Annotated in this window: 25 protein-coding genes; 10 read left to right on the top strand and 15 right to left on the bottom strand. The window is 67.8% G+C overall.

From position 1 onward, the window contains the following. Position 1 precedes the first annotated feature (1 nt). Both QMZ25_RS00655 and QMZ25_RS00650 read right to left on the bottom strand, forming a co-directional pair. Positions 2-691 carry an ABC transporter ATP-binding protein gene (locus tag QMZ25_RS00655; RefSeq protein ID WP_053516547.1) on the bottom strand — a complete coding sequence of 230 codons (690 nt, stop codon included), beginning with the start codon at positions 689-691 and terminating at the stop codon, positions 2-4. Positions 692-809: 118 nt separating this feature from the next. Further along, a complete protein-coding gene (locus QMZ25_RS00650) occupies positions 810-2057 on the bottom strand; it encodes an efflux RND transporter periplasmic adaptor subunit (protein WP_283218950.1) in 1248 nt (415 codons plus the stop codon). Between the two features lie 201 nt (positions 2058-2258). Between QMZ25_RS00650 and QMZ25_RS00645 the strand changes: the two genes are divergently transcribed. The 3 genes from QMZ25_RS00645 to QMZ25_RS00635 are packed head-to-tail and all read left to right on the top strand — an operon-like array spanning position 2259 to position 4263. Then, a complete protein-coding gene (locus QMZ25_RS00645; RefSeq protein WP_065182016.1) occupies positions 2259-2444 on the top strand; it encodes a hypothetical protein in 186 nt (61 codons plus the stop codon). Continuing rightward, positions 2441-3664, top strand: coding sequence for a sensor histidine kinase (locus QMZ25_RS00640; RefSeq protein ID WP_283218949.1), 1224 nt, complete (start codon positions 2441-2443; stop codon positions 3662-3664). The genes QMZ25_RS00645 and QMZ25_RS00640 overlap by 4 nt, the downstream gene beginning before the upstream one ends. Next, entirely contained in the window at positions 3661-4263 is a 603-nt protein-coding gene (locus QMZ25_RS00635; RefSeq protein WP_053516542.1) for a response regulator transcription factor, read from the top strand. The genes QMZ25_RS00640 and QMZ25_RS00635 overlap by 4 nt, the downstream gene beginning before the upstream one ends. A 90-nt stretch (positions 4264-4353) precedes the next feature. On the opposite strand, the gene QMZ25_RS00630 is transcribed toward QMZ25_RS00635, so the two are convergent. The 9 genes from QMZ25_RS00630 to QMZ25_RS00590 all read right to left on the bottom strand — a co-directional run bounded on the left by QMZ25_RS00630 (position 4354) and on the right by QMZ25_RS00590 (position 12247). After that, a complete protein-coding gene (locus QMZ25_RS00630; protein ID WP_065182014.1) occupies positions 4354-4890 on the bottom strand; it encodes a cytochrome b in 537 nt (178 codons plus the stop codon). After that, entirely contained in the window at positions 4887-5990 is a 1104-nt protein-coding gene (locus QMZ25_RS00625) for a catalase family peroxidase (protein ID WP_180876922.1), read from the bottom strand. Before QMZ25_RS00625 ends, QMZ25_RS00630 begins: the two co-directional genes overlap by 4 nt. Before the next feature lie 141 nt (positions 5991-6131). Then, complete coding sequence (locus tag QMZ25_RS00620) at positions 6132-7499, bottom strand: leucyl aminopeptidase family protein (RefSeq protein ID WP_053516540.1); 1368 nt, start codon at positions 7497-7499, stop codon at positions 6132-6134. Positions 7500-7502: 3 nt separating this feature from the next. Further along, on the bottom strand, positions 7503-8222 hold the full coding sequence (locus tag QMZ25_RS00615; protein ID WP_053516538.1) for an HAD-IA family hydrolase: 720 nt from the start codon (positions 8220-8222) through the stop codon (positions 7503-7505). 31 nt (positions 8223-8253) lie between these two features. Then, positions 8254-9363 carry an AI-2E family transporter gene (locus QMZ25_RS00610; protein WP_053516537.1) on the bottom strand — a complete coding sequence of 370 codons (1110 nt, stop codon included), beginning with the start codon at positions 9361-9363 and terminating at the stop codon, positions 8254-8256. A 67-nt stretch (positions 9364-9430) separates the two neighbouring features. Then, a complete protein-coding gene (locus QMZ25_RS00605) occupies positions 9431-9868 on the bottom strand; it encodes a hypothetical protein (protein WP_053516536.1) in 438 nt (145 codons plus the stop codon). Continuing rightward, complete coding sequence (locus QMZ25_RS00600; RefSeq protein ID WP_053516534.1) at positions 9865-10335, bottom strand: phage holin family protein; 471 nt, start codon at positions 10333-10335, stop codon at positions 9865-9867. Before QMZ25_RS00600 ends, QMZ25_RS00605 begins: the two co-directional genes overlap by 4 nt. A 9-nt stretch (positions 10336-10344) precedes the next feature. Continuing rightward, positions 10345-10710, bottom strand: a complete 366-nt coding sequence (locus tag QMZ25_RS00595; protein ID WP_053516533.1) for a hypothetical protein — start codon at positions 10708-10710, stop codon at positions 10345-10347. A gap of 103 nt (positions 10711-10813) precedes the next feature. After that, entirely contained in the window at positions 10814-12247 is a 1434-nt protein-coding gene (locus tag QMZ25_RS00590) for a Do family serine endopeptidase (protein WP_283218948.1), read from the bottom strand. A gap of 491 nt (positions 12248-12738) precedes the next feature. Here QMZ25_RS00590 and QMZ25_RS00585 point away from each other — a divergent pair, with 491 nt between their 5' ends. Both QMZ25_RS00585 and QMZ25_RS00580 read left to right on the top strand, forming a co-directional pair. Continuing rightward, positions 12739-13566, top strand: a complete 828-nt coding sequence (locus tag QMZ25_RS00585; protein ID WP_283218947.1) for a histone — start codon at positions 12739-12741, stop codon at positions 13564-13566. Between the two features lie 137 nt (positions 13567-13703). Continuing rightward, positions 13704-14387, top strand: coding sequence for a hypothetical protein (locus QMZ25_RS00580; protein ID WP_277381309.1), 684 nt, complete (start codon positions 13704-13706; stop codon positions 14385-14387). Between the two features lie 14 nt (positions 14388-14401). Here QMZ25_RS00580 and QMZ25_RS00575 read toward each other — a convergent pair whose 3' ends face one another. Beyond that, positions 14402-14761 (bottom strand): DUF1428 domain-containing protein, encoded by a 360-nt coding sequence (locus QMZ25_RS00575; protein ID WP_053516528.1) that lies wholly within the window; start codon positions 14759-14761, stop codon positions 14402-14404. A gap of 274 nt (positions 14762-15035) precedes the next feature. On the opposite strand from QMZ25_RS00575, the gene QMZ25_RS00570 reads away from it, so the two are divergent. Further along, positions 15036-15608: an Ax21 family protein gene (locus tag QMZ25_RS00570; RefSeq protein WP_053516527.1), complete on the top strand. Its 573-nt coding sequence runs from the start codon at positions 15036-15038 to the stop codon at positions 15606-15608. A gap of 186 nt (positions 15609-15794) precedes the next feature. Then, entirely contained in the window at positions 15795-16466 is a 672-nt protein-coding gene (locus QMZ25_RS00565; protein ID WP_053516559.1) for a response regulator transcription factor, read from the top strand. A 9-nt stretch (positions 16467-16475) separates the two neighbouring features. Here QMZ25_RS00565 and QMZ25_RS00560 read toward each other — a convergent pair whose 3' ends face one another. Further along, positions 16476-16865, bottom strand: a complete 390-nt coding sequence (locus QMZ25_RS00560) for a DUF6165 family protein (protein ID WP_065174221.1) — start codon at positions 16863-16865, stop codon at positions 16476-16478. Between the two features lie 164 nt (positions 16866-17029). Here QMZ25_RS00560 and QMZ25_RS00555 point away from each other — a divergent pair, with 164 nt between their 5' ends. Beyond that, the gene (locus QMZ25_RS00555) at positions 17030-17722 is read left to right on the top strand and encodes a TorF family putative porin (protein ID WP_164151242.1); all 693 of its coding nucleotides are present in this window, start codon (positions 17030-17032) and stop codon (positions 17720-17722) included. 54 nt (positions 17723-17776) lie between these two features. On the opposite strand, the gene QMZ25_RS00550 is transcribed toward QMZ25_RS00555, so the two are convergent. Next, on the bottom strand, positions 17777-18244 hold the full coding sequence (locus QMZ25_RS00550; RefSeq protein WP_053516523.1) for a DUF1456 family protein: 468 nt from the start codon (positions 18242-18244) through the stop codon (positions 17777-17779). Positions 18245-18329: 85 nt separating this feature from the next. Between QMZ25_RS00550 and QMZ25_RS00545 the strand changes: the two genes are divergently transcribed. Together QMZ25_RS00545 and QMZ25_RS00540 are read left to right on the top strand one after the other, a co-directional pair. After that, complete coding sequence (locus tag QMZ25_RS00545; RefSeq protein WP_053516522.1) at positions 18330-18821, top strand: hypothetical protein; 492 nt, start codon at positions 18330-18332, stop codon at positions 18819-18821. An 88-nt stretch (positions 18822-18909) separates the two neighbouring features. Beyond that, positions 18910-19662 (top strand): SDR family NAD(P)-dependent oxidoreductase, encoded by a 753-nt coding sequence (locus tag QMZ25_RS00540; protein ID WP_283218946.1) that lies wholly within the window; start codon positions 18910-18912, stop codon positions 19660-19662. Between the two features lie 99 nt (positions 19663-19761). Here QMZ25_RS00540 and QMZ25_RS00535 read toward each other — a convergent pair. Further along, positions 19762-20051 (bottom strand): SPOR domain-containing protein (locus QMZ25_RS00535; RefSeq protein ID WP_283218945.1); only part of this gene is annotated, 290 nt, incomplete at its 5' end.

The raw sequence follows: 20051 nt of genomic DNA, 5'->3' as shown, positions 1-20051 counted from the left end.
GTCAGTGGGCCAGCGGCGCGTCGGCCAGCTCGCCCTTGTCCAGGTGCACCGTGTGCGTGGCGTACTCGGCGGCCTTCGGGTCATGGGTGACCATGATGATGGTCTTGCCGTGTTCGCGGTTGAGCTGCTGCAGCAGGCCCAGGATCTCCTCGGCGGACTGGCGGTCGAGATCGCCGGTGGGTTCGTCGCAGATCAGGAAGGTCGGGTCGGAGACGATCGCACGGGCGATCGCCACGCGCTGCTGCTGGCCGCCGGACAGCTCGTTGGGACGATGGTTGCGGCGGTCGGCCAGGCCGACCAGGGTCAGCGCGATCTCGGCGTTGCGGCGGCGCTGCGCGGCATTGAGATGGGTCAGCAGCAGCGGCAGTTCCACGTTCTTCTGCGCGGTCAGCATCGGCATCAGGTTGTAGAACTGGAACACGAAGCCAACGTGGTGGCTGCGCCAGGTCGACAGCTGGCCACCGCTCATCTGGTCGATGCGCTCGCCTTCGATGCTGATCTCGCCGCCGCTGGGATTGTCCAGGCCACCGATCAGATTGAGCAGGGTGGTCTTGCCTGAACCGGACGGCCCCATCAACGCGACGAAGTCGCCGCGGGCGATGTCCAGGTCGATGCCGTGCAGCACCTGCACCTTCTCGGGGCCGCGCTGGTAGGTCTTGGTGATGTTGCGCAGTGAAACCAGGGTCGACATGGGTGGTTCTCCACGTAGGCGGGAAACAGGGACGCACCCCGGCCGCCGGCCGGGCATGCGTGGAACGGTGTCGTTGTCGAACGGTGCCGCTGGCCGCGCCCCGGAAGGCGCCGTGCCGCTACTGCGTTTGCTTCTGCTGGACCCGGGTGCCATCGCGCAGGGTGTCCGGCGGGTTGACCACCACCAGCTCGCCGGCATTCACACCCTTGAGCAGCTGGCGATCCTTGCCCATGGCCTGGCCAGCCTGGACCGTGCGCTGCTGCACGCGGTTCTCGTCGCCGAGCACGAAGGCCACCGATGCACCCTCGCGCTCGACCACCGCGCCTGCCGGCACACGCACGCCCTGCGGCTTGGCTTCAGCCTGCGGCGCTGCCTGTTCCAGGAAGCTGACCCGCACGCCCATCTCCGGCACGATGCGCGGGTCCTTCAGCTTCAGGGCGACGCGCACCTTCACCGTCGCCTTGCCCCGGTCGGCGGTGGGGATGATGGCGATCACCTCGGCCGGAATCTTCCATTCCGGATAGGCATTGAGGATGGCTTCCACCGGCATCTTCGGTTGCACGCGGCCGATGAAGGCTTCGCCAACCTCGACCTCGATCTCCAGCGAATCCATGTCGACGATGGTGCCGATGCCTGTGCGGGTGAAGCCACCACCGGCCGACAGCGGCGAGACGATCTCGCCCGGCTGTGCCGCCTTGGCCGTGACCACGCCGGAGAACGGCGCACGCACGATGTTGTTGTCCACCCCAAGGTCGGCGATCGCCAGCTGGTCGTTGGCCACCTTCACGTTGCGCTGTGCGGTTTCCAGCTGCGCGCGCAGGCTGTCGCGCTGGGCCACGGCCTGGTCGTACTGCGAGCGCGAGACCAGCTGCTGTCCGACCAGCGCCTGCAGCCGGCTGGCCTCTGCCGCCGCCTGCCTCTGCTGTGCCTCCAGTCCGGCCACCTGGCTGCGTGCGGCCTGCAGCTGCGAGGCATACAGACTGCGCTGTGCGTCGGCATCGATCGGGTCGAGGGTGGCCATGATCTGTCCCGCCTCCACGCGCATGCCTTCTTCGATCATCACCTCGCGCACCTTGCCGGTGATCTTGGCCGACACCGTAGCCATGCGCCGGGCGACGACATAACCACTGGCATCGAGGACCGAGCTGCTGGCGCTGCCCTGCTGGATGGCGACCGCCGGTGCGGTTTCCACCTGCACGGCCGGAGTGCGGCCGAACAACGCGAAGGCGCCTGCGGCCACCAGCAGCACCACCGCGATCACGGCGATCCACAGCCAGCGGCGCCCGCTGCCACCACCACCAGAGGCAGGCGGGGGTGACTTGCGTTCGATACGGAGTTCCTTCAACAGCTCGGCAGAAGCGTTCATTCGTTCCATCACAGGCGTTCGGGCGGGTGTGACCGGAAGGGCGACAGCGGCGGTTCCGGCAGTGGAGCGTGCGGCACAGCATGACGGCAGGCACGGGGATGACGGCAGTGACAGCTGTCATCCGATGACCTTGACGGTGGCAACTGCGAAACGTGACCAAGGGGGCGCAGGATGGCAACGTCCCCGCTACCGGTACCGCCCATGGCTCCGATCGCCCCGTCGCTGGCTGGCCTGCAGCAGGTGCAGGTGCGTCGTAACGGCGCCGGCAAGAGTACCGCGATCAGCGGGCTGTTGCGCCTGCGCAGGCCTGGCGGAGGGCAGCGCACGCGGCCGGCAGGGCCGTGCTGGCGCGCCCGCGCCTGCGCAGGATCGGCTGAACTGGCATGATCGGCAGCGATCGTTCCCGCCTGGACCCTCCCGTGTCATCGAGCTGGCTGGCCTCCCTGCTGCGCCCTGCGCCGGACTCGGCGGTCGCCGACACGCTGCGACGTGGCAAGTCGCCCTGGAGCGAGGCGATCCATCTGCTGTGGTCGGTGTGGATCTTCCTGACCCCGCTGCTGGGCCATGGGTTCACCCTGCGCTGGCTGCTGCTGACTCTGGCCAGCTACCCGCTGTTCCTGCTGCTGTACGCCAAGGTGCTGGTGTCGCCCCGCCACCACGCAACCCGTTATGCGCTGGGTCTGATTGCAATGGCCCTGGTCCTGCTGCCCTGGTATCCGTCTGGGCTGACCTACTTCGTGTTCGGCTGCGTACTGATGCGGGTCAGCGGGCGTGGTGGCTGGTGGCGGTACCTGCTGCAGTTGACCGGTCTGAACATCGTGTTCTGCGTGGTCGCGCTCGCGTTCGAGTATCCCTGGCAGAGCCTGGTGTGGATTCCGGCGGTGTCGTACATCGTCGGCCTGGTCGTCAATGTCGAGGCGCTCAACCAGGAGAAGGAGGCGGCCCTGCAGCTGTCGCAGGAGGAAGTACGTCGCCTGGCGGCGACCGCCGAGCGTGAGCGGATCGGTCGCGACCTGCACGATCTGCTGGGCCACACCCTGTCGCTGATCACCCTGAAACTGGAGCTGGCACGCAAACTGCACGATCGCGGCGACGCGCGCGCACGGCAGGAGATTGGCGAGGCCGAGGCCATCGCCCGCGAAGCGCTGGCGCAGGTGCGCAGTGCGGTCACCGGCATCCGGGCCAGCGACCTGGCCGGGGAGCTGGCCTCGGCGCGGCTGCTGCTGGAGTGCCAGCAGGTGCATCTGCAGTACGCGCCGCCGCCGCCGATGCCGGTGGAGGTGGAGCGTGGCCTGGCGCTGGTCCTGCGGGAGGCCGCGACGAATATTGCCCGCCATGCGCAGGCGACACAGGCGCGGGTGGACTTCATGAAGGAAGGAAAAGTACTGGTGATGCAGATCCGCGATGATGGCCGGGGTGGCATGCAGGCCGAGGGCAATGGACTGAGCGGCATGCGTGAGCGCACTGCGGCGCTGGGCGGGTATCTCACCGTGCAGTCTCCGCGCGGCGAGGGCACGGTGCTGAGCGTGCGCGTGCCGCTGTCGGCGGCCACTGTCCCGTTGCCGCCCGCTGCACCCGCGCCGGTGGCGCAGGATGGCGCGGCATGATCCGCATCCTGCTGGCGGAAGACCAGGCCATGGTGCGCGGCGCACTGTCCGCATTGCTCAGTCTGGAGGCGGACATCGAGGTGCTGGGCAGCGCCGCCGATGGCGAGGCCGCCTGGCGCATGCTGCAGCAGCTGAAGCCGGACATCCTGGTGACCGATATCGAGATGCCCGGTCTGTCAGGGCTGGAACTGGCCCAGCGCATCGCACGCCACGAACTGCCCATCAAGGTGGTGATCGTGACCACCTTCGCGCGCGCCGGTTTCCTGCGCCGCGCGCTGGACGCAGGCGTGCTCGGCTATCTGCTCAAGGACGCGCCAGCGGAGAACCTGGCCGATGCACTGCGCAAGGTGAAGCAGGGCGTGCGTGCGATCGACCCACAGCTGGCACTCGATGCCTGGTCACAGGCGGACCCGCTGACCGACCGCGAGCGGCGCGTGCTGCGCCTGGCGGGCGAAGGACGGACTGCCAGCGAGATCGCCGAGCAGCTGGGACTGTCGCACGGCACGGTGCGCAACTACCTGTCCGAGTGCATCGGCAAGCTGGGCGTGGCCAACCGGATCGAGGCGTACCGGCTGGCACGGCAGAAGGGCTGGCTGTAGCGGAGTGGCTCGACCCTTTTGAGCCGAGCCATGCCCGGCGGCTCCCGAGGGGTTCCCTGGCCCACGAGCGATCGACAGGCCGCAGTCGCGTCAGTCCTTCCCGCGCGCCATCGCCTGGAACACGCCATCGCGGCGGACCCACAGGTGGAAGAGGGCGGCACCGACATGCATCAGCACCGTGGCGAACAGCACGTAGGCCAGCAGGCTGTGTGCGCTACGCAGCGCTGCATACAGTGCCGGTGTGTGCGGCACGATCGGTGGCAGGTGCAGTCCGCCCCCCAGCACGATGGGGTAGCCTCCCGCGGACAGCATTGCCCAGCCCACCAGCGGCATTGCCAGCATCAGCGCGTACAGCATCCAGTGCGATGCCTTTGCCGCCATCACCTGCCACACCGGAAGATCGGCCGGCAGCGGCGGCGGCCGATGGCGCAGGCGGTTGTACAGGCGCAGCAGCACCAGCACGCCGATCGCGATGCCCAGCGGGCGGTGCAGGTCGAGCAGCATCGGCCGCAGGTGCAGCGAGGCGACCATGGTCACGCCGATGAACAGCATGGCGATGATCATCACCGCCATCGACCAGTGCAGTACCCGCGCCAACAGGTTGAAGTGGCCATTGCCGGTACTCATCGTGCAGCCTCCTTCGGTTGCGCTGCCGCTCCGGCCGCGCGCTCGCGCTCGCGCCGGTTGAACGACTGCGAATAGACCGCCGACCGCGCGGCCAGGATCGGATCATCACTGCCGCGGATGCCGCTGGGCAGGATCAGCGGGTCGAAGTTCAGCTCGCCGCAGGCGCCCTGTTCCTGCGACTGCATGCGGTCCAGGCTCAGCACGCCTGCCACCACCGTTTCCCGCGCGTCCGGCCAGGGCACCGACGGATCGTCGATGGCGTCCCCCGGTTCGGCGATGCTGACCACCAGGTCCCATTGCACCGGGCCGGCCGCCAGCCGGCGCTGCAGGTCCTGGCTGAGGAAATCGACATCGGCGCGCTTGCGGGCGTCGGCATCAAGCTCGGCGACCGGCGTGCGGGGCTGCCATTGCCAGCGAACGGCGCGTCGCTGGCCCTGCGCATTGGTGAACCAGAAGCTGTTGACGCTGTTGAAGCGGGTATTGGCCCAGCTGTCGGTCCACGGCGCGGTCCGTGCCCATTGCTGGAACGCCTGCGCGCTGGGGTACTTGGCCAGCACCGCCGCCATCTTCTGCGGGTCGGGCTTGCCGGTTGCCGGATCCGGGATCTGCGCCTGCGTCTGTTCGAAGAAGGCCTCCGCCGTCGGCACCGCGAAGAACGGGAAACTGTTCATCGCCATCCGCCATTCCTGGCCATCGTCGCTGACCAGCTGCAGGGCGATGCTGCGCACCCGGGCGCTGCCATCGGCCCCATGGGGATCGCCACCACCGATCGACAGGCGGCCCAGCACCGGCACCCGGGCCTGCGAGAACACGCGCGCGCTGGACAGCGTCGGCGCCTGTGCACTGGGTGCGAACCAGCCACTCACGCACACGCCCTTGCTGTGCGCACGGCGGAACCCGGGATGGGCCGGGCCGGTGGCCTCGATGGTGTCGGTGAAGCGTTGCGCGGTGAGGCGGTGGCCGACCCAGCCGGCCAGCCAGGCAAAGCCCAGCGTGATCCCGCCAAGAATCAGGGCGATCAGCGCGATCCAGGGCAGCGGCGAATGCCTGCGCGGTGTGCGCGGCCCCTGGCCGGCGCGGGTGTAGCGGAAGAGCGACATGGTCGGAGTCCTGCCTTCACGGAATGTGTGGGTGGTCGGCCGACACATCCTCGCAGAACCCGACCGTGGCCGGAATTCAATTTTTCGTCACAACCCGGTGGAGCGGACCCCTGTCCGGCTCCACCCGCGCATCGGCTGCGCTCAGGCGTAGCGTGCCTTCAGCATCGCCCAGGCCGAGCGTAGGGCCAGTGCTTCGCCGCCGGCCGGGCGGCCCGGCCGTTCGCCATCGTTCCAGGCGTACACATCCAGGTGCGCCCAGCGCTGGCCATCCTCAAGGAAGCGCTCCAGGTACAGCGCGGCGGTAACCGAGCCCGCCATGCGCGAACCGGCATTGGCCAGGTCGGCGATGCCGCTGCTCAGGTAACGCAGGTAGGGACGCCACAGCGGCATGCGCCAGACCGGGTCGCGCGTTTCATCTCCGGCCTGCAGCCACTGCTGGGCGACGGTGTCATCGTTGCTGAAAAGTGCCGGCAGGTCCGGGCCCAGCGCGATGCGCGCAGCGCCGGTCAGGGTCGCGAAGTCCAGAACCAGGTCCGGCTTCTGCTCAGCGGCGAAGGTCAACGCGTCGCACAGGATCACACGGCCTTCGGCGTCGGTGTTGTCGATCTCCACGCTCAGGCCCTTGCGGGTGGCGATGACTTCGCCCGGACGGAACGCATCCGGGCCGATCGCGTTCTCCACCGCCGGCACCAGCAAGGTCAGGCGCACCGGCAGCTGCTGGGCCATCACCAGTCCTGCCAGGGCCAGCGCGTGCGCGGCGCCGCCCATGTCCTTCTTCATGTTGCGCATGCCATCGGCCGGCTTGATGTCCAGCCCACCGGTATCGAAGCACACGCCCTTGCCGACCAGCACCAGCGCCGGATCCGTCGCCTTGCCCCAGCGCAGCACGACCAGGCGCGGCGCGCGATGCGATGCGCGGCCGACGGCATGGATGGCCGGGAAATTCTGCGCCAGCAGCGCATCACCGGTGATCGCTTCGACCTCGGCGCCGTGCGCCGCTGCCAGCGTGCGTGCGGCCTCTTCCAGCTGCTGCGGACCCATGTCTTCGGTGGGCGTGTTGACCCAGTCGCGCACGCGCAGGCTGGCGGCGATCAGATCCGCCACTTCCCCGGTCGGTGCGGCAACCAGCTGCGCCGGGTGCCGGTTGCGCTTGCGGTAGCGGTCGAAGCGATAGCTGCCCAGGCCCCAGCCCAGCTGCAGCAGTGCCTGCTCGCTGGCCGGCAGCTCACTGGCGAGCTGCCACACGCTGCCTTCGGGCAGGGCGTGCGGCGCGTGCGCATAGCTGTAGGCATCGCCGCGATCGCCCACGCCCATCACCGCACCGGCCAGACCCTCGCTGCCGGGCAGCAGGGCGATGCTGTGCGAGCCGGCGGTGAAGCCCTGCGAGGCCAGCCAGGCCTGCGTGGCGGCCGGCTGTCCGGCGTTCCAGCGGGCGAACTGCTCGCGATCCAGCACGTACAGCGGCAGTGCGGCAGAAGTGTCGGCGGTGAAGCCCGTGATCTCGCTCATGCGTCAATTGCTCCGGGGTGCAGTGGCGCCGAGGTTGGCGTCCAACCAGTCGGCCAGGCCGGTGAGGGTGTCGAACTGCAGGTCGGGCTGCAGCTGCGGATGGGTCCAGGTGGCGGCGTCGCGGTTGATCCAGCAGCCGCGCAGGCCGGCGGCGATGGCGCCGGCCACGTCCATCTCGATGTGGTCACCGACATGCAGCACCTGCGCCGGGGCCACGCCCAGCCGGGTACACGCGGCATGGAAAATGCTCGCCTCCGGCTTCGCCGCGCCATGTTCGCGCGCACCCAGCTGGAAGGCGAAATGATGGGCCAGCCCGATCCGCTGCAGGTCCGCATTGCCATTGCTCAGCGCGGCCACCGGTACCCGCGCGGCGATACGCGCCAGGGCATCGAGGGCATCGGGATAGCACTCCACCTGGTTGCGCGCGGCATAGAACGCTTCGTAGGCCGGCTCCAGCAGGTCCAGGCTGGCGCCGCTGTTCTGCAGCGCCTCACGCAGCGTCAGCCGGCGCAGCGCGCTAAGGTCATGATGCAGATGCGGGTTGTCGCGGAACGAGCGCTCGCGCAGTTCGCGCATCGCCGCCAGCGGATACATCGCGGCGGTGGCCGGGCTGTGTTCACGCATCCAGTCGTGCAGCACCTGGTCGATGCGGGCGCCGATCGGTGCGAACGGCCACAGCGTGTCGTCGAGGTCGAGGGTGATGGCAAGGACGGGGAAATTCACCCGGTCATTCTACGCCTGCCCGCGCGCGCTTTCATTCCAGCAGGCGCGCCCAGCCCTGCATGCCGTCCAGCCGGGCCAGCACCAGCTTGATGCAGACCAGCAGCGGCACCGCCAGCAGCAGCCCGATCATGCCCCAGGCCCAGCCGAACACCATCAGCGCCAGGATCAGGACCAGCGGCGAGAGCTTCATGCGCCGGCCCAGCACGATCGGGGTCACCAGCTGGCCCTCCAGGGTATGCAGGCCCAGATACGCCGCGGCGGGCAGCAGTGCCTGCAGCGGGTCGCGGAATTCGACGAAGCCCATCAGCAGCATCAGCGCTACTCCGATCAACGGGCCCACATAGGGCGCGAAGTTCAGCAGTGCCGCCACCGTCCCCCACAGCAGCGCTTCCTGCAGGCCGATCCCCAGCAGCATCAGCACGCCCGCGAAAACCAGGCCGACCAGCGTGTTGATCACGCTGATGGTCAGCACATAGCGCGACACCTCGCGCTCGATCGAGCGCAGGATGTCGCTGGTGAAGCGCTGTTGCTGGCGGTTCGGGAACAATGCGATCGCCGCGCGCTGCAGGCTTTGCCCATAGATCATGAAGAACAGCGTCAGCAGGACCACGGCCAGTACCGAGGCGGCCAGCCGGGGTGCGCGGGTCAGCATGCGATAGGGATCGTCCAGCTGGGTGCGGATCACCTGCACCTTGCGATTGCTGTCGCCGCCGGCAACGCGGGCGAAGTTCTCGGCCGCCAGATTGGCCTGCTGCACCGGCTTGGTCAGATCCTGTACCTGCCGGGCGACCTTGCGCAGCTGTTGTGGCGCTTCCTGCGCCCATTCCATCGCCGGGCCGATCAGCTGCACGGCCAGCGAGCTGGTCACGCCCAGGCCGGCACCGAGAACCAGCAGCGCTCCCAGCGCCCGCGGAATCCACAGCTTCTGCAGCAGGCGCAGGATCGGGTTGCCGACCAGCGCGAAGAACATCGCCAGCAGTACCGGCAGGATGATGTCCTGTGCGGCCCACAGCGTGTAGGCCACCGCCAGCGTTGCCAGCACCACCAGCGACATCGGCCCGCGCGGGCGGGTGGGCGGCGGAAGGGCGGCAGCAGACGGTGCGGGTTCGGCCGGTGACGGGGACAGGAGGGACTCGCTCATCGACGTACCGACCGGGAAGGGGAGCCTATTATCCGTCCGCCGCGGTCAACGCGGCGGATGCTGTTCGTCAACGTTCGGACAGTTCGGTGGCCGCTTCGGCAGGCCGCGGTTCGCGCGCCTCAGGCTCGGCAGGTGGCGCGGAAGCGGGTGCCGCGGCAGCGGGAGCGACCGGGTCGGCGGCGGCTTCGGCAGTGTCGGCCGCATCATCTGCGGTGTCGGCGGCGTAGGCTGCCACGGCGGCAGCCAGTGCTGCCTGGCCGCTGGCCACCAGGCTGGAGACCGAGCCGATCATCTGCAGCCAGCGCGCACCGTTCACTTTGCCCGGCACTTCCAGCTTGCCGGCCACGAAGCCACCGGCCAGGCCGACCACCACGATGCGCAGGGGAGACCAGCCCCTGCGCCAGACCTCGCTGAGCACGGTCCAGTTGTCCTGGGTTTCACCCATGCGCACGGCCACTACCTGTTCGCAACGTTTCACCCGCCGCTGCAATGCGCCGAACTTCATGGCTTGCCCTCCGGAATCTGTACGCCGGCATCGGGATCGTCTTCGCTGGGCTCGTCGAACAGGCCAAGGCGCGACAGCTGGCGCCGGGTAGCGTGCATGCCGGTGTGGTGGAAGAAGTAGGACACCCGCCAGATCGCATAGCCGGTTACCGCGAGGCTGATCAGCGAGGTGATCAGAAGCGCCTGCAGCCAACTCAGGCCCCAGCTCTGCAGCAGGGCGATGAGCGTGGCGGCCATCAGCAGCCAGGCCGAGGCCCCGAACACGATCGCCACGCCCGCCCAGGCCAGGGCCCGGCCGAACGCACTGCGGGCGAGCGCGAAATCCGACGAGGCCAGGCGACGCAGCGAGCGCAGCGTGTGCTTGGCCGAATCGGCGGCGGCGCGACCGGCCGCGCCGACCTGGCGGATGCTCTCGTCCAGCGGCGGGGTGGCCGCCGGATCGGGGCGTTGCGTGTTGTCTTCGCTCACGCCGTGGACTTACTTGTCGCTGCTGCCGCGAGCCAGCTTGGCGATGATCCAGCCAGTGGCGAAGGCAACACCGAACGATGCCAAGGGACGTTCACGGATCAGTTCAGCGGCGCTGTCGATCAGATCCTTGCCCTTGTCCATCAGTGCATCGACCTGTTCCTTGGCGGCAGCGCCGCCGAATTCAGCCGCAGCCAGGCCGGACAGCGCCGTGTCGGACAGCTCGGCCTTGACGTTGGCCTTGCCGATGCGCAGTTCGTCGGTTGCAGCGCCGGTCGCGCCCTTGATCGCACCGCCGGCAGCACTGGCGGCCTGCTTGAGGTGGGAACCGGCTTCACCCAGGTGTTCCTTCAGGTTCTCGGTATTGGTGGGGCTCATCGAATCACTCCTGTTGCGATGGGGGAACGGACGATCGGCTTCAGCCGACAGGGACGTACAGCAATAGCACTGGCCGGGTATAGGGGGTGTTACGGCGGAGCGATCAGCGCATCACCAACTGGCCCTGCTGCTGGCCGTTGTTGCGCAGGATGCGCAGCACCAGGGTCGGTGGCCGCTGCTGGAAATTCGCGCGCCAGCTGGCCAGGTCGGCGAATTCACCCACCGTGGCATCAGTGATGATGTCGCCCTGCTGGAGCCCGTTGCCGGCTGCGCGGCTGCCGCGCTTGACCTCGCTGACCAGCACCCCGCGTACGCCGAACTGGCGCAGCGATTCGGGCAGGTCGACGAAGGTCGCGCCGCCCAGGCGCGGGTCCAGGCTGTCGCCGCTGGCGGCGCGCGCCTGCTCCTTCAGCGTCGCCCGGATCTGCAGCGGCTTGCCTTCGCGGCGCACGTCCAGCGCCAGTACGCTGCCTACCGCTGCCAGGCCCTCCACGTTGTGCAGGGCTTCGGCGCTGTCCACGCGCTGACCGTTGGCGGCAACCACGACGTCGCCCGGCTTCAGCCCGGCCGCCGCACCGGCCGAACCGGCCAGTACCCGGGTGATCAGCGCGCCGCGGGTTTCGCCCAGGCCCAGGCCCTGGGCGATCTGCGCGCTCAGGTTCTGGCTTTCCACGCCCAGGGTGCCGCGCACCACCACGCCATGCTTGACCAGCTGGTCGACCACGCTGCGCGCCAGGTTGGTGGGAATGGCCAGGCCCAGGCCGATGTTGCCGGCCATGCTGCCCTGCGGGTTGAAGCTGGCGGTGTTGATGCCGACCAGCTGGCCCTGCAGATCGACCAGCGCACCTCCGGAGTTGCCCGGGTTGATCGAGGCGTCGGTCTGGATGAAGTTCTGGTAGCCCAGCCCACGGATGCCACTGCGGCCGACCGCCGAGACGATGCCCGAGGTCACCGTCTGGCTGAAGCCGAACGGATTGCCGATCGCCACCACGAAGTCGCCGACCCGCAGCTGGTCGCTGTTGCCGAGCTTGATCTCGGTGAGGTTCTGCGCCGGGATGCGGATCAGGGCGATGTCGGTGTCGCGGTCCGAACCGAGGAATTCCGCCTTGACCGTGCGCCCGTCAGCGAGCGTCACCTGCACGTCATCGGCGTTCTCGATGACGTGGTGGTTGGTCAGCACCAGGCCTTCCTTCGCGTCGATGATGACGCCCGAACCCAGCGATTCGTTGATCCGTTCCTGCGGGATGTCCGGGAACAGGCGGCGGAAGAACGGGTCGTTGAAGAAGGGGTTGCGTACCCGTACCACCTGCTTGGTGTTGACGCTGACCACGGCGGGCATGGTCTTTTCCAGCATCGGTGCCAGCGAAGGCACCGGCTGGCCGGCGACCGAAGCCGGCAATGCGGCGGTGGCCGGAAGGGCCGCCGGCAAGGGCGCGGCGTCGGCGCGGTTGTCCAGGTGGGCGTTGATGCCGGTGGCGACGAATCCACCGAAGGCGGCGGCGATTGCGAGCGTGAGAAGGGTAGGTAGCGGTCGCATGGGAGTCGGTTCGCAGGCGTGGGATGGGGGCCGTTGGCCCATACGGTAAAACAAGCTGAATGAATCTGCCGCGGCGTGGATAAATGCGCGATGAAAGAGACCCTCGTCGATGCGGCACTCGACGACGGCTGACCCGCCTGCGGTGCGGTCGGCCATCGGCGCTACACCGATAGGGTGTGTCCGCCGGCGTGGCCAGGACACCCTCTGATACTTGCGCAGTTCCGCCGATCCAAGGTGCGCGATGGCACGTCGCGCGTGCAGGTTCCGGCAAGGGGCGTGCAGGCAGCCCGTCGCCGCAACGTGCACCTCAATCCCATGGCGCAGCGCTGAAAAAAAGGGGTTTGCTGCGGATCGACGGTAGCAGCACCAGCCTCCCCCTACACTACTATCGTCGCAGCAGACGCGATTGCAGGCGTACCACCCGTTCCACGATCGTCATTGTCGGTATAGCATCGCCCCGTTTTGACAATCCACGCCCCCAGGAGGGCAACATGAGCAACGGTAATGGTGTGTCGGTCGTGACCGACGCCGTCGAGAACGCGAAAGAAACCGCCACCAACGTCGGCGAGACCATCGCCCACGCCGCTGAAGACGCAGTGAAGTCGGTCAAGAAGACCGTCAAGCGCGCCCGCAAGGCCGCCACCACCCGCGTCGCCAAGGCCAAGAAGGCCGTGGCCAAGGTCGAGAAGACCGTTGCCAAGAAGGCCGAGAAGGCCGCCAAGTCGGTCGGCAAGACGGTCGCCAAGGCCAAGCAGAAGCTGGAAGCCGCCAAGAAGAATGCCAAGGCCGAAGCCGCTGCCCTGAAGAAGGAAGTGGCCAAGAAGAAGGCCGCTGCCGGCAAGACTGTCGCCAAGAAGGCTGCTGTTGCCAAGAAGACCACCAAGGCCGCCACCAAGGCTGCCGGCAAGAAGGTCGCCACGGTGAAGAAGGCTGCGACCAAGAAGGCAGCCGCCACCAAGAAGACGGTTGCCAAGAAGGCCGCCGCCGCGAAGAAGGTTGTCGGCAAGAAGGTGGCCACCGCCAAGAAGGCCGTGGCCAAGAAGACGGTCGCCGCCAAGAAGGTGGCTGGCAAGAAGACCGTGGCCGCGAAGAAGGTTGTCGGCAAGAAGGTTGCCGCTACCCGCAAGGTCGCCGCCAAGAAGACGGCTGCCGCCAAGAAGGTTGTCGGCAAGAAGGCCGCTGCTACCCGCAAGACGGTTGCCAAGAAGGCAGCGACCACCAAGAAGGCTGTCGCCCGCAAGGCTGCACCGCTGAAGAAGGCCGCTGCCAAGAAGGCCCCGGCGAAGAAGGCCGTGCGCAAGGCCGCCAAGCGCAAGTAATCGCGCGTGCGGCGAAGGCCCCTCCGTCCTGCCGGGCGGTGGGGCCTTCTGCGTTCATGGGGCGGTACAACGGCCCGGCATGAAGCCTGCGGGGTCGTCCTGGGGCAAGATGAAGTCCCTCCGCTGGAGTTCCCATCATGCGTGGCATCGATTTCAGTTCCTGGCAGGGTGTGCTTTCCACGTTGGCCGGCCTGGTGCTGATCACGCTGCTGGGTGTGGGTATCCGCCTGCTGGTGATGCAGACCCTGCAGCAGCGCCGCGAGCGCGAGAACCGGCAGATCAACGAACGGCTGCGCACGCTGATGGCCGCCTACAAGACCCTGGGCGGTTCGTTCACCGGTGAGCTGGGGGTCGACCCCAGCCATCTGCGCGACCTGCGCCAGCGCGCCCATGAGCAGGGCATCGTCGAACCCGGCTCGGATCGCGCGAGGCGCATCCGCGATGCCGTCGAAGCGGCCTTGTCGGACATCCTGCTGCTGGGTACCGATGAGCAGGTGCGGCTGGCCGCGCGCGCCGCCGATGAGCTGGCGCAGGGACGACCGGTGCACACGCATGAGCTGGTGGTGTCGCTGCGCGATTTTGTCCGCGAAGCCTTGGATCTGGCGCCGATCCCGGCCGATCTGCAGATTCCACGGCAGGGCCCGACCCGGCCCGCAAGCGGCAGCGGGGGCGGCAAAGGCCGCCCTGAAGGCGAAGGCAAGGGCGGCCGTGCGGGCGGCGGCGGAATGGGCATGGGCGCCGGCATGGGCGGGCTCGGCCTGGGGGCCGGCGCCGCCCTGGGCGCCGGCACTGCCGGAGAAGACGACGCAGGTACGCGCTGAGCGCCGCGAAGGCGTCAGCGGGTCAGTTCGTAGATGGGTGTGAAACCGCCATAGATCATCCGCGCACCGTCGAACGGCATCGGGTTCTTCGCGGGGTCCAGGCGCGGGTCTTCCATCATCTTCTGCATGCCCGCATCACGGGTGGCCTTGTCAGGCCACTCGATCCAGGAAAACACCACCGTCTCTTCCGGTGTCGCTTTCACTGCGCCGAAGAAGTCCGTCGTCTTGCCATGCGGCACGTCATCGCCCCAGCACTCGACCACGCGCAGCGCCCCGTACTCGATGAAGACCACGTCGCCGCTTCGCGCATGGGCGAGGAACTTTTCCTTGTTGGCGGTGGGAACCGCCAGAACGAAACCATCGATGTAACTCATTGCCTGCCTCCGTAATGGACCGCACTGCATGTGCGGCCTTCTTCTGTTCGACGAACCAGGGCGCCGCAGATCGACACGGCCGCGATCGAAGCATTCAGGACGTACCCGCGCGCCGCGCGTATGCCAGAGACCGCCTGAATCAAGCCAGAAAATTCAGCAATGCGAAGGTTGCTGTTTTCAGGGTGCGTTGTGGCGAATAACGGAGAATTTACATTCCCGATGCGACGGCGCTTCCGCGCTGCTGCTCACCATAAGAAAGTAAAGGTGTACCCCCATGAAGAATTCGCTGATTGCCCTGGCGCTGGCTGCTGCCCTGCCGTTCTCCGCCTCGGCTGCCGAGAACCTGTCCTACAACTATGCTGAAGCCAACTACGCCAAGACCGACATCGACGCGTTCAAGGCCGACGGCTGGGGCGTGAAGGGTTCCTACGGCTTCCTGCCGAACTTCCACGCCTTCGGTGACTACAGCCGCCAGGAAATCGACCACACCAACCTCAAGCTGGACCAGTGGAAGGTCGGTGTCGGCTACAACCAGGAAATCGCACCGTCGACCGACTTCGTGGCCCGCGTGGCGTACCAGAAGCGTGACCTGGAGCATGGTCTGGATTTCAACGGCTACAGCGCTGAAGCCGGCATCCGCACCGCGTTCGGTGCCCACGCCGAAGTCTACGGCATGGTTGGTTACGAAGACTTCTCGAAGAAGCGCGGCATCAATCCGGAAGGCGAGTGGTACGGCCGCTTGGGTGGTCAGGTGAAGCTGAACCAGAACTGGGGCCTGAACGGCGAGCTCAAGATGAACCGCGACGGTGACAAGGAATACACCGTCGGCCCGCGCTTCAGCTGGTAATTGCTGCAGGCGCTCTGCGCCCTGCGTGCATCGACAGGCCCGGCATCTGCCGGGCCTGTTGCGTTCCACCCAACCGAAATGAAATCTGACTGCGGCTGCGCAGTCGATGCTGCATTGCAACGAATTGGATTCCGCCGTTGCAGGGCGCGACCTACGGTGGGCATCCACTTCCGCCGGATCCGACTGATGCCGCCCGCCCCCGCCACCCCGCATACCGGGAAGCTGCGCCGCCTGGCGCTGCTGGATCCGCATCCGGTGCTGCGGCTGGGCCTGGAAGTGTTGTTGTGTGAGCACAGCGGTCTGCAGGTCCGTGGCAGCTTCGCCAATGAAGCCGACCTGCTGTCGCTGCTGCATCAGCAGCCCGGTTGTGTCGATCTGCTGGTGATCGATGCCCTTCCGCTGGGTGACCAAGGGGTTGGCCTGCAACTGCTGCGCACGCTGTCGCAGCAGTGGCCGTCGTTGCCGGTGCTGGTGCTTTCAGCCCATTGCAACGCCAGCACGGTGGTGACGGCCATGCAGGCCGGCGCGCGCGGCTTCCTGTCCAAGGCGACCGCACCGCGCGTGCTGCTGCGGGCTGTGGAGGTGGTGGCCCGGGGTGGGCGGTTCGTGCCGCCGGAACTGCGCCCGCAGTTGAGCCGCTCGCGGGCGCGCCGCATGCCCTCATTGATGCCGCTCAGCCGCCGCGAGCGCGAGGTGCTGCGCCTGGTGCTGGAAGGCTGCAGCACCGGCGAAGTCGCGCAGCGCTTCGGCCGTTCCGCAAGCACGGTCAGCTCGCAGAAAAAAGCCGCCTACCAGAAGCTCGGCATCCGCAGTGACGGCGAGCTGTTCCGCATCCGCCACCTGCTCGAATGCGGCTGAAACCCGGGCTTATTCCCCTTGGTACTGCTTCTCTTCGACCAGTGCCGACCCCGCAACGCGGTTGATCTCGTTCTTGACCTGCACGCGCTCGCCATTGGTACCGTACACGCCGCGCGCCAGCTGGACGAAGGCATCATCGAACACCTGTGCCGCTTCCTTGTCGCGCAGCTGGTCCTGGATGTCCCACATGCGCTCGTTGATGGCCTTCAGCTGCTGCTTCAGCGCGGCAAGTGCCGGCTGTGCCTGCAGCTGCTGCTGCAGCAACGGCAGCAGGCCGTCCAGCTCCGTCCGCACATTGGCCAGCTTGGTGGCATCGCCGATGCGTTCGGCCTTGATCTCGAGAATGGTGATCTTGTCGATCAGCTCGCCGATCGATACCGGCGTCAGGATGGCGTCCATGGGTGGTTTCCTGGAAACAGGCGGCCATCATACCGCGCCACTGCCAAGTGGTTTTACGCTGATTTTGCGCCCCCGCCACGGTAGCGCCATCGAACCGTTACGGCCCTGCCATCGACACTGCCGTCCCGGCGGTTGAGCCGCCATTGGATGAGGAATGATGTGCAGTGAACAGCAAGGGGATGATCGCGGCGGTGGCCGCGGCGTTGGCGGGGCTGCTGGGCGTCGGCACCGCACAGGCACAGGTGAGCGGCAACGCCACGTTGACCAGTGACTACGTCTGGCGCGGCAGTTCGCAGAGTGACGGCGACCCGGCGGTGCAGGCCGGAGCGAAGTTCGCGCTCGCGTCCGGGTGGTATGCCAGCGCGTGGGGCTCGAACGTATCGTTCAAGCCGGACAACGGCGCACGCAGCGAGTTCGATCTGGTAGCGGGCTGGTCCGGCACACCGGCCGCGGACTGGACGCTGGACGCCAACCTGACCCGCTACGTGTATCCGGGGACAGCCCGCGCGCTGGACTGGACAGAGTTCGCTGCCACGGTGGGCTGGAAGCAGCGGACCTGGCTGCAGGTCGCGCATTCCAGCGATGCCCTGGGCGGTGGCCATCGCGGTACCTACGCACAGTTGGGCGTGCGCCTGCCGCTGCAAGAGCGCATCCGGCTTGAAGCGGCCGTGGGCCACTACTGGCTGACGGCCGCGCAGGGGCCGGATTACCTGCACGGGCAGCTCAGCGCCATCGCCACGTTGGCTCCGGCGTGGGAAGTGCGGGCCACCGTGCATGACACCGATACCGCGGCCAGACGCCTGTTCCCGGGCAACGCGGGCGGGCGCTGGGAACTGGCGCTGCAGGGCAGCTTCTAGCGGGCCGGCGCCGCCACGACGGTATCGGCCACCCATGGGCCGGTACCGCGCGGCTCAACCGCGCAGGCGCTGGCTCAGGCCCTTGAGGAAGTTGCGCAGCATCTGATCCAGGCAACGTCGGTAGTTGGCATGCCCGGGTTGGCGGAACAGCGCCCCGATCTCGGACTTGGATACCTTGAAGCCGGCGCTGGCGAAGATGTCCATCAGATCGACGTCGCGCAGCTGGAACGCCACGCGCAGCTTCTTCAGCACCAGGTTGTTGTCGACGCGGGTTTCCACGGCGCGCTGCGGCTGGCTCTCGTCGCGGCCGCGCAGGTGCACGATCAGGCCATCCAGGAAGTGCGCCAGCGCACTGTCGTCCATCGGCACGAAGCCGGCTTCATCCTCGCGCCGCAGCCAGGCCCTGGCCTGCTCGAGATCCACCGCGAAGGTCGGGTCGGCCAACTGGCACAGGGCCACCACGTGATGGTCGCCCAGGTCCAGGGAGTAGCGCACGCTGCGCAGTACATCATTGTTGATCATGGCCCATTGTAGCGGTCCGGCCGTTGTCACCGGATTGTCACCGGATTGAAGCATCGTGAGCGCTGTTCCGTAGAGACCTCCTCCGATGCGCCGGTACCTCGTTCTCCTCCTGCTGGCGGCCAGCAGTGTTGCCGCCCATGCCCAGGACCGCTTTGTTCCGGTCGAACAGCGGCTCACTGCGGCCCAGCTGGCCGAAGTGGGGCTGAGCCCGGCCCAGCTGCAGGCGTTGAACCGCGTGCTGCGCCAGGCAGAGGCCGCGTCGCCTGCCATTTCCGCGGTCACGGCCGCCCCCGCCGGCGCGCCGCTGCCTGCGAATGTTCCGGCGCCGGCCGCCATGCACCTGGGGCTGGAAGAAGGCCCGGTCAGCGCACGCGTGGTGGGGGAGGTGGCCGGTTGGGCCCCCGGCACGGTGTTCACCCTCGACAACGGACAGCAATGGCAGGTGATGAAGGGACAGATGAAGCTGCGCAGGGCCCTCCAGGCGCCGCAGATCGAAGTGATCCCGGGCATCGCCGGCCGCTGGTTCCTGCAGGTCGACGAGGATCTGCCGAAGGCCCGCGTGTTCCGCCTGCGCTGAGTGTGCCCGGCGCGAAGACCGATCAGGCAAGGCAGGGTCCTGCCGACGGTGCCAGAATGGGGGTCTCGTTCCTCCACGGAGTTGCCTGATGTCCCGCACCGTCCTGATTACCGGCGCCACGTCCGGGTTTGGCGCCGCCGCCGTCCATCGCTTCGCCCAGGCAGGCTGGAAGGTGATCGCCACCGGCCGTCGCAGCGACCGCCTGCAACCGCTGGTCGAGCGCTATGGCAAGGACGTGGTGCACGCAGCGGCGTTTGATGTCCGCGATCCGATCGCAATGGAAGCGGCGCTGCTGGCGCTGCCCCCCGCATTCGGTGAGATCGACCTGCTGGTCAACAACGCCGGTCTCGCGCAGGGCACCGCTCCGGCGCAGAGCGCCCGCCTGCAGGACTGGACGACGATGATCGATACCAACATCACCGCCCTGGTGACGTTGACCCACCGCCTGCTGCCGCAGCTGGTCGAACGCAGGGGTGCGATCATCAACATCTCGTCGGTTGCCGGTGTCTACCCGTACCCGGGCGGCAACGCGTATGGCGGTACCAAGGCGTTCGTCAGCCAGTTCTCGCTGGGCCTGCGTTCGGACCTGCACGGTACGGGCGTGCGTGTGACCACCATCGAGCCGGGCATGGCCGAGACCGAGTTCACGGTGGTGCGTACCCACGGTGACCAGGCCGCGTCGGACAAGCTGTACTCCGGCGCCAACCCGATGACCGCCGAGGACATCGCCGAGCAGATCTTCTGGGTTGCCAGCCTGCCGCCGCATCTGAACATCAACCGCTTGGAACTGATGCCGGTCAGCCAGTCGTTCGCCGGCTTCCAGGTCGCGCGCGAGGGCTGACCTGCGTGCCTTCAGGGCCGCCGGGCGTGGGTCGGCCCTGCGGGGCCCAAAAAAAGAAAGCCGGGCAATGCCCGGCTTCTTCCGTTCAGACCCGAACGATCACTGTGCCTTGATCGCCATCGCCTGCAGGCCGGTGCCATCCAGCTTCTGCTTGGCTTCGGACAGCTCACCGGCGCTGCCGTAGGGCCCCATGCGCACGCGGTACACGGTCTTGCCATTGATCTGCGCCGACTCCACCCGTGCCGCCAGGCCCATCATCGCCAGCTTGGCCTTGGTGGCCTCGGCGTCGCCGGAGGCGCCGAACGCACCTGCCTGCAGGATGTAGCGCGCGTTGTCGCCGGCCACGGCCGGTGCCGCAGCGGCGGCCGGCGGCGCGTCCACGCGGGCGG

The organism is Stenotrophomonas sp. RS-48, from assembly GCF_030053245.1.
GTDB lineage: Bacteria > Pseudomonadota > Gammaproteobacteria > Xanthomonadales > Xanthomonadaceae > Stenotrophomonas > Stenotrophomonas maltophilia_P.
This window is presented reverse-complemented; position numbering and strand designations above follow the sequence as displayed.

Excerpts from the sequence above, each read along its gene's own strand:
- QMZ25_RS00655 (WP_053516547.1), bottom strand. The coding sequence starts at position 691 with ATGTCGACCCTGGTTTCACTGCGCAACATCACCAAGACCTACCAGCGC.
- QMZ25_RS00650 (WP_283218950.1), bottom strand. The coding sequence starts at position 2,057 with ATGAACGCTTCTGCCGAGCTGTTGAAGGAACTCCGTATCGAACGCAAG.
- QMZ25_RS00645 (WP_065182016.1), top strand. The coding sequence starts at position 2,259 with ATGGCTCCGATCGCCCCGTCGCTGGCTGGCCTGCAGCAGGTGCAGGTG.
- QMZ25_RS00640 (WP_283218949.1), top strand. The coding sequence starts at position 2,441 with ATGATCGGCAGCGATCGTTCCCGCCTGGACCCTCCCGTGTCATCGAGC.
- QMZ25_RS00635 (WP_053516542.1), top strand. The coding sequence starts at position 3,661 with ATGATCCGCATCCTGCTGGCGGAAGACCAGGCCATGGTGCGCGGCGCA.
- QMZ25_RS00630 (WP_065182014.1), bottom strand. The coding sequence starts at position 4,890 with ATGAGTACCGGCAATGGCCACTTCAACCTGTTGGCGCGGGTACTGCAC.
- QMZ25_RS00625 (WP_180876922.1), bottom strand. The coding sequence starts at position 5,990 with ATGTCGCTCTTCCGCTACACCCGCGCCGGCCAGGGGCCGCGCACACCG.
- QMZ25_RS00620 (WP_053516540.1), bottom strand. The coding sequence starts at position 7,499 with ATGAGCGAGATCACGGGCTTCACCGCCGACACTTCTGCCGCACTGCCG.
- QMZ25_RS00610 (WP_053516537.1), bottom strand. The coding sequence starts at position 9,363 with ATGAGCGAGTCCCTCCTGTCCCCGTCACCGGCCGAACCCGCACCGTCT.
- QMZ25_RS00605 (WP_053516536.1), bottom strand. The coding sequence starts at position 9,868 with ATGAAGTTCGGCGCATTGCAGCGGCGGGTGAAACGTTGCGAACAGGTA.
- QMZ25_RS00595 (WP_053516533.1), bottom strand. The coding sequence starts at position 10,710 with ATGAGCCCCACCAATACCGAGAACCTGAAGGAACACCTGGGTGAAGCC.
- QMZ25_RS00590 (WP_283218948.1), bottom strand. The coding sequence starts at position 12,247 with ATGCGACCGCTACCTACCCTTCTCACGCTCGCAATCGCCGCCGCCTTC.
- QMZ25_RS00585 (WP_283218947.1), top strand. The coding sequence starts at position 12,739 with ATGAGCAACGGTAATGGTGTGTCGGTCGTGACCGACGCCGTCGAGAAC.
- QMZ25_RS00580 (WP_277381309.1), top strand. The coding sequence starts at position 13,704 with ATGCGTGGCATCGATTTCAGTTCCTGGCAGGGTGTGCTTTCCACGTTG.
- QMZ25_RS00575 (WP_053516528.1), bottom strand. The coding sequence starts at position 14,761 with ATGAGTTACATCGATGGTTTCGTTCTGGCGGTTCCCACCGCCAACAAG.
- QMZ25_RS00570 (WP_053516527.1), top strand. The coding sequence starts at position 15,036 with ATGAAGAATTCGCTGATTGCCCTGGCGCTGGCTGCTGCCCTGCCGTTC.
- QMZ25_RS00565 (WP_053516559.1), top strand. The coding sequence starts at position 15,795 with ATGCCGCCCGCCCCCGCCACCCCGCATACCGGGAAGCTGCGCCGCCTG.
- QMZ25_RS00560 (WP_065174221.1), bottom strand. The coding sequence starts at position 16,865 with ATGGACGCCATCCTGACGCCGGTATCGATCGGCGAGCTGATCGACAAG.
- QMZ25_RS00550 (WP_053516523.1), bottom strand. The coding sequence starts at position 18,244 with ATGATCAACAATGATGTACTGCGCAGCGTGCGCTACTCCCTGGACCTG.
- QMZ25_RS00545 (WP_053516522.1), top strand. The coding sequence starts at position 18,330 with ATGCGCCGGTACCTCGTTCTCCTCCTGCTGGCGGCCAGCAGTGTTGCC.
- QMZ25_RS00540 (WP_283218946.1), top strand. The coding sequence starts at position 18,910 with ATGTCCCGCACCGTCCTGATTACCGGCGCCACGTCCGGGTTTGGCGCC.